Annotated in this window: 5 protein-coding genes, 1 tRNA gene and 1 pseudogene; 3 read left to right on the forward strand and 4 right to left on the reverse strand. The window is 66.5% G+C overall.

The features are described from left to right. Positions 1–324: 324 nt before the first annotated feature. The 3 genes from AC1DYI_RS23095 to AC1DYI_RS23105 all read right to left on the reverse strand — a co-directional run bounded on the left by AC1DYI_RS23095 (position 325) and on the right by AC1DYI_RS23105 (position 3,745). A tRNA-Val gene (locus AC1DYI_RS23095) sits at positions 325–401 on the reverse strand. A 171-nt stretch (positions 402–572) separates the two neighbouring features. Next, positions 573–2,873, reverse strand: coding sequence for a RelA/SpoT family protein (locus AC1DYI_RS23100; RefSeq protein WP_477206475.1), 2,301 nt, complete (start codon positions 2,871–2,873; stop codon positions 573–575). Then, complete coding sequence (locus tag AC1DYI_RS23105) at positions 2,870–3,745, reverse strand: alpha/beta fold hydrolase (protein ID WP_477206476.1); 876 nt, start codon at positions 3,743–3,745, stop codon at positions 2,870–2,872. Before AC1DYI_RS23105 ends, AC1DYI_RS23100 begins: the two co-directional genes overlap by 4 nt. A gap of 58 nt (positions 3,746–3,803) precedes the next feature. Here AC1DYI_RS23105 and AC1DYI_RS23110 point away from each other — a divergent pair, with 58 nt between their 5' ends. After that, complete coding sequence (locus tag AC1DYI_RS23110; protein WP_477206477.1) at positions 3,804–4,583, forward strand: 3-hydroxybutyrate dehydrogenase; 780 nt, start codon at positions 3,804–3,806, stop codon at positions 4,581–4,583. Positions 4,584–4,619: 36 nt separating this feature from the next. On the opposite strand, the gene AC1DYI_RS23115 is transcribed toward AC1DYI_RS23110, so the two are convergent. Next, positions 4,620–5,354, reverse strand: coding sequence for an SIMPL domain-containing protein (locus tag AC1DYI_RS23115; protein WP_477206478.1), 735 nt, complete (start codon positions 5,352–5,354; stop codon positions 4,620–4,622). 161 nt (positions 5,355–5,515) lie between these two features. Here AC1DYI_RS23115 and ompR point away from each other — a divergent pair, with 161 nt between their 5' ends. Next, positions 5,516–6,250, forward strand: coding sequence for an osmolarity response regulator transcription factor OmpR (ompR, locus tag AC1DYI_RS23120; RefSeq protein WP_329720229.1), 735 nt, complete (start codon positions 5,516–5,518; stop codon positions 6,248–6,250). 139 nt (positions 6,251–6,389) lie between these two features. Continuing rightward, positions 6,390–6,768: pseudogene (locus AC1DYI_RS23125) on the forward strand (two-component sensor histidine kinase); the annotation flags it as partial.

The raw sequence follows: 6,768 nt of genomic DNA on the forward strand, positions 1-6,768 counted from the left end.
CTCCAGGCCGTGACTGAGATCCCAGGACGATTCGAGCCAGCCGCTCTCGCGCTGCGGCTTGGCGCCGCGCAGTTCCGCGCTGGCGTGGGCCGGGAAAGTTGCTGCGGAACGGTCAGCGCTTGGACGTTCGTGGTGAAACATGTGAGTCATCCCCCGTGACGCCAATGGTGAACAAGCTCGGCCGCCAACACCATCCCTGCACGACCGGCACCTGTGGCGTATTGCACGCGGCGCAAACGTCATTCTTGGGGGGTCGGATGCAGGCCCGGATGCCCAGAAAGCGAGAAGCCCCTGGTTCCGTGAAGAACCAGGGGCCATCATGTCTGGTAGGCGCGATTGGATTCGAACCAACGACCCCCACCATGTCAAGGTGGTGCTCTAACCAACTGAGCTACGCGCCTGCTGCGAAGCCTCGCACTATAGCAGGTTTTGGGGCAGTTTGACCAGAGGCCCGGCCTACAGCGCCATCGATGCTGCTGAGTCAGCAGGCGCCACGCCGCTCACGGGTTCGTGGTGGTCAATGGCAGTTCCGTCGGTCGAGCGCAGCTTCCGGGTCGGCGGTTGGCTGCAGCCTACTTGCGCCGCACGTGACGCACGCCCGACACGCGTGCGACCTGCGCCATCACCTGGCGCAAGCGTGAGGCGTCGGCCACCTCGACGGTGAAGGTCATCCACGCGGTCTTGCCTTCGACGTCGCGCACCGACTGCGTCTTCACACCGGTCACGTTCATCTTCTCTTTCGCGAACACTTCCGAGATGTCGCGCAGCAGGCCCTGGCGGTCGCCGGCCTCGATCGACACATCCACCGGGTAGGCCGCGTCACGGTCCTTCGGCGGCGTGCCCCACTCCACCGCAATGACGCGCTCGGGCATGCGGTCGGCCATGTGGCGGAAGTTCGTGCAGTCGCGCCGGTGGATCGCCACGCCCTTGCCACGGGTGACGAAACCGCCGATCACATCAGGCGGCGCCGGGCGGCAGCAGCGCGCCAGGTTCGTCAGCAGCGACTCGACGCCCACCACCAACACGCCGCCCTTTGAGCCGGTCGCATCGGCGCGCGAGCGGCGCAGCGCCGGCATCTCGTCTTCTTCGGGCGTCGGCTCGGGTGGCCGCAGCAGCGTCTCGATGTTGCGAAGCGAATACTCGTCTTTGCCGACCACTTCGAACAAGGCCTGCGCGTCGCGAAAACCCAGCCGCTCGGCCAAGTCGTCGAGCTTCAGCGCCGTCTTGCCCTCGCGCTGCAGCAGCTTTTCGACCAGCTCGCGGCCCTTGGCGATCGTCTCACCGTGAGCTTGCGCGTTGAACCAGGCCCGCACCTTGGAACGCGAGCGTGGGCTTTGCAGGAAGCCGAGTTCCGGGTTCAGCCAATCGAGTGAAGGGCCGCCCTCTTTCGCCGCAGTCACCTCGACCGTCTGGCCGTTCTGCAGCTGCTTGTTCAACGGCACCATCGCGCCGTCGACCTTGGCACCGCGGCAACGGTGGCCCAGATCGGTGTGCACCGCGTAGGCAAAGTCGATCGGCGTCGCGCCGGCTGTCAACTCGATGATCGTGGCCTGCGGCGTGAAGACGTAGATGCGGTCGTCGAAGCTGCCCGCTTCGCCTTCGGGCACCACCGTGTCCGCGCGTGCCCCCTGCGCGCCCGGGGAAGAGAAGCCTCGCTCCCAGGCCAGCAACTGCCGCAACACCGCTTTGCGCGCCTCGGCCACACGCTCTTCGAACTCGCCCGCAGCGCTGACGCCGGCGTAACCCTTGACGCCCGCTTCCTTGTAGGCCCAGTGCGCTGCCACGCCGTACTCGGCATGCTCGTGCATCGCCTGCGTGCGGATCTGCACCTCGATCGGTCTATCGTCATCGCCCAACACCACGGTGTGCAGCGAGCGGTAACCATTGGGTTTGGGCTTGGCGATGTAGTCGTCGAACTCGCCGCTGACCGCCGTGTAGCGCTCGTGCACGCGGCTGAGCGCCGCATAGCACGCCGGCACGTCGGCCACGATCACGCGCAGTGCGCGCACGTCCAGCACCTCGTCGAAATCGAGTTGCTTGCCCTGCATCTTTTTCCAGATGCTGTACAGGTGCTTGGGCCGGCCGTAGACCAGCGCGGCCACGCCGCTCGCATTCAGGTCTTCGGCCACTTGCCGGCGAACCACCTCGACGCCGGCCTCACGCTCGATGCGTTTTTCGGCCAGCAGCTTGGCGATGCGGCGGTAGTCGTCGGGCTGCAGGAAGCGGAAGGCCAGGTCTTCCAGCTCCCACTTGATCTGCCAGATGCCGAGCCGGCTGGCCAGCGGCGCGAACACCTGCTGCGATTCGGCCGCCAACGCCGGCGGGCACGGCTGCTTGAAGGCGGCGTAGTAGCGCAGAGTCTGCAGCCGCGAAGCCAGGCGCAGCAGCACGACACGCAGATCGCGCGAGAACGCCAGCAGCATCTTGCGCACGCGCTCGGTCTGGCGGGCCTGGAATTCTTCTTCGACATGCGCCTCGCGCGCGGCCCGCTGGATCTGCACCAGCTTGCGCGTCAGCGCGACCAGGCTGCCATACGACTCGCCAAACGCCTTCGACACCACCTCTTCGGGCCGCTGCAGAAAGTCGCCCGCATAGACCAGGTAGGCGGCCGCCTGCAACCCCGGCGCACCGCCGATCGCGGCGAGCACCGCCGCCACGCCCTCGGCGTGGGCAAAGGCATCCTCGCCGGTGTCCAGCGCACGCCCCCGCAGCAGCGGCTCGGCAAACGCGCGGGCTCGCTCGAGCGCCGAGGCGCCGTAGTCACCACCGGCAGGTGCGCGGGCAGAGGGCGATGCCGACGGCGCGCTCAGATCATCGGCCAGCACCACGATTGGCGCTGACGGTTCGTCCAGCGCAACGGGTTGGCTCTTCATGGGCCGAGCAGGAAACTGCGCACGGCCTCGACCTGGTCGGGCTGTACCAGCATCGGCGCATGGCCAACGCCAGTCACCTCATGCAGGCGCGCGCGCGGGCCGCGCTGCGTCATCTGCGTGGCCGTCTCGACACTCAGCAGGTCGGACTCAGCGCCGCGGATCAGCAGCGTCGGGCATCGGATCTGGTCGTACATCTGCCACAGCATCGCCTCGCCGGCTGCGGCAATCTGCGGCGTCACGGCGTTGAACGGCAGCGCCAGCCGAGGGTCGTAGTGCGGCTTGAAGCCGGTGCCGTCGGCGATGAGCTGAGGCCGTGTCAGCGCCAACCACTGCTCGCGAGTGTGTGGGCCGAAGCTTTGCGAAACAGCCCACAGCGCATCGGCCGCTTCGTCCAACGTGTCCCAGTGCACCGGGTCGCCCAGGTACTCGCCGATGCGCACGAGCGCTTCGAACTCGATCTTCGGCCCGACGTCGTTCAGCACCAGCTTGCGGATCGGCGATTTCGACAACGCCGCGAGGCCGAGCCCGATCAAGCCGCCCATCGAGGTGCCAACCCAGTGCACCTCTTGCGCGTTCAGCCGCGCCAGCAGCGTGACCATGTCGGACACATAGGTTGGGATCGCGTAGCCCATCGGGTCGGCCAGCCAGTCCGAGCGGCCGCGGCCCACCACATCGGGGCAGACCACGCGATAGTCGGCAGCCAGTGCCTGGGCCAACGTATCGAAGTCACGCCCCTGGCGCGACAGGCCGTGCGCACAGACCAGCACTTTCGGGTTCGCCGGGTCGCCCCATTCGGCCCAGGCCATGCGGTGCAGGCCCCGCGAGTCCAGGCATTGCACGCTGTCGAAGCGGGGTGAAACCGTCGTGTTCATGTTCTTGCAAGCTGAGGTTCTTGATAATCACTGTAGCAACCCCACCCGGAGAATTTTCATGCTCAACGGAAAGACCGCGCTCGTCACCGGATCCACCAGCGGCATCGGCCTGGGCATCGCCCAGGCGTTCGCCGCGCAAGGCGCGAACGTGATGCTCAATGGTTTTGGCGACGCCGAAGCGGCGAAGGCCGAGGTGGCCAAGTTCGTCACCGGCGGCGCCAAGCTCAGCTACCACGGGGCCGACATGAGCAAGCCGGCCGAGATCGAGGCAATGATCAAAGCTTGCGAAGAACAGTTCGGCGCGGTCGACGTGCTGGTCAACAACGCCGGCATCCAGCATGTGGCGCCGGTCGAAGATTTTCCGGTCGAGCGCTGGGACGCGATCATCGCGATCAACCTCAGCTCGGCCTTCCACGCGATCCGCATCGCGCTGCCGGGCATGAAGGCGCGCGGCTTCGGCCGCATCCTGAACGTGGCCTCGGTCCACGGCCTGGTGGCCTCGGCGCAGAAGTCGGCCTACGTGGCCGCCAAGCACGGCCTGATCGGCCTTACCAAGACCGTGGCGCTGGAAACGGCGACGACACCTGTCACCGTGAACGCCATCTGCCCGGGCTGGGTGCTGACGCCGCTGGTGCAAAAGCAGGTCGACGCACGCGCGGCAGCCGACAAGATCAGCATCGAAGAAGCGAAGAAGCAATTGCTGGCCGAGAAGCAGCCTTCGCTGCAGTTCACGACGCCGGAAGAGCTGGCTGGGTTGGCGGTGTTCCTGTGCTCACCGGCGGCATCGAACATCCGCGGCGCCGCCATCAATGTGGATGGCGGTTGGATAGCGCAATGAGCAGAGCGCGGCGGCCCGCGACGGCCGTCGCCGCTCCTACTTCATCTGCACACTGCCGCTGACATTGGCCGTCACGCTGCCCTTGCCCGGCTCGGTCGGCAGCGCCACGTCGGCGACTTCGGCCTTGGCCATCATCCCGGCGCGCGGGTAAGGCGGCGGTGGCGGGGCCGAAGAGTCGGTCGACACGTTGACTTCGCGGATCAGGTAGCCGCCATAGCCGAACTGCTTGGCCAGCTCGTCGGCGCGGGCACGAAAGCGCGCCACCGCCTGAGCCGACACTTCGCCTTCGACCTTCTCACGCGCCTCGCGTGACAGACCATAGTCCACCCGCGCGATCGTCATCGAACTGATGCGGCCGCTGAGCTGAGCGATGGCTGCCATGTCACGACCCTGGATCGTCAGCTCTGTCCGGCCTTGCCAGCCGTTCAGCTGGCCCTTCTGGCTGTAGCGTGGCTGGACCGAGAAGGCGCCGGTCTGAACCTCGACCTGGCCCGGCTTCGCGACGCGGCGGATCTCGACCAGCGCGGCATCCACCGCCTGCTTCATCTGCGTCTGCACCGTGCCAGCGTCGGTGGCTTCGCGGTTGACCGACAGCGTCAGCATCATCCAGTCCTGCGGCAGCTCGACAGTCGCCGTGGCGGTGAGTGTCAGCACGCCTTGCAGCGGCGTGGCCATCGGCGACGGTGGCGCCTCAGCCGCGGCCAACACGGACGTCAAGGCCAGTGAAAGAGCGACCCAGTGGCGGGTGGCGAGGCGACGAACAAAGGGCATGGCAAGCATTGAAGTGGCGATGACCCTTCAATGATCTACCCCTCTACGGCGGCTGACGCAACCGAATGGCAGGTGGGGCAACATTTGTAACAGAGGGTCAGACTGCCCAGAAACCCCGTTTTCGGCTTGCACAATGCCTCTGTTACAAATTAGGAGTCGACATGAGCACCACCAGCAACGCCCGCCCGGACCGCATCGTCGTCGTCGATGACGACGCCCGCATCCGCGACCTGCTGCGGCGCTATCTGACGCAAGAAGGTTTTGAGGTGCTGCTGGCCGAGGACAGCAAAGCGTTGAACCGGCTGCAGACGCGCGAAACCATCGACCTGATCGTGCTGGACCTGATGCTGCCCGGCGAAGACGGCCTGTCGATCTGCCGCCGCCTGCGTGCCGCCAACGACTCCACGCCGATCATCATGCTGACGGCCAAGGTCGAAGACGTCGACCGCATCGTCGGCCTGGAAGTCGGCGCCGACGATTACCTGCCCAAGCCCTTCAACCCGCGCGAACTGCTGGCCCGCATCCACGCCGTGCTGCGCCGCCGCCCGGCGCAAGAGGCGCCTGGCGCCCCGGCCAAGGACCCGCAGGTCGTCAACTTCGGCCCGTTCGAGTTCGACCTGTCGCTGCGCCGCCTGACCAAGGACGGCGAGCAGATCACGCTGACCACCGGTGAGTTCTCGATGCTGAAGGCCCTGGTGCGCCACCCGCGCCAGCCGCTGAGCCGCGACAAGCTGGCCCAGCTGGCCCGCGGCCGAGAGTTCGAGCCTTTCGACCGCAGCCTCGATGTCCAAATCTCGCGCCTGCGCAAGATGCTGGAACCCGATCCGTCCAACCCGCGCTACATCCAGACCGTCTGGGGCGTCGGTTATGTCTTCGTGCCGGGAGACACGAACTGACCCACCCCCGAAGCGCCTTCGGCGCCTCCTCCTCAAGGGGGTTCTGTTGGATTCATGCGTCGCGTTTGCCGTATTGATGCATGGAGAACTGACAATGCGAGCTGATCACAGGCCTGAGGTGCAGGCCCAAGCTCGCTGAATGCCCATCAACCGCCCCCCTTTTGCGCTGAACCTGTTCTGGCGCACTTTCTTCCTGCTCGGCCTTTTGCTGTTCGGGGGCGTGTTTGCCTGGGTGCAGACCCTGCGCCAGCTCGAGTTCGAACCGCGCGCGGTGCAGGCCTCGCAGCAGATCGCCAGCCTGGTGAACCTGTCGCGCGCTGCGCTGCGCTTCTCGGATGGCATCAACCGCATCGCCGTGGTCAAGACCATGAGCGACCAGGAGGCGGTCAAGATCCTGCCGCGCGAGCCGGGTGACCGCTGGGAGCCCTTCGAGTCGGACCGTTTCACCCGTCTGGTGGCGACCGACCTGCGCAACCGCCTGGGCGAAAGCACCATCGTCGCGCGCACTGTCAACGGCG

The sequence above is a fragment of the Ideonella sp. P3_A4 genome, assembly GCF_056403075.1.

Bases quoted from the DNA above. Each gene is read 5' to 3' on its own strand.
- AC1DYI_RS23100 (WP_477206475.1), bottom strand. From the start codon at position 2,873: ATGAAGAGCCAACCCGTTGCGCTGGACGAACCGTCAGCGCCAATCGTG.
- AC1DYI_RS23105 (WP_477206476.1), bottom strand. From the start codon at position 3,745: ATGAACACGACGGTTTCACCCCGCTTCGACAGCGTGCAATGCCTGGAC.
- AC1DYI_RS23110 (WP_477206477.1), top strand. From the start codon at position 3,804: ATGCTCAACGGAAAGACCGCGCTCGTCACCGGATCCACCAGCGGCATC.
- AC1DYI_RS23115 (WP_477206478.1), bottom strand. From the start codon at position 5,354: ATGCCCTTTGTTCGTCGCCTCGCCACCCGCCACTGGGTCGCTCTTTCA.
- ompR (WP_329720229.1), top strand. From the start codon at position 5,516: ATGAGCACCACCAGCAACGCCCGCCCGGACCGCATCGTCGTCGTCGAT.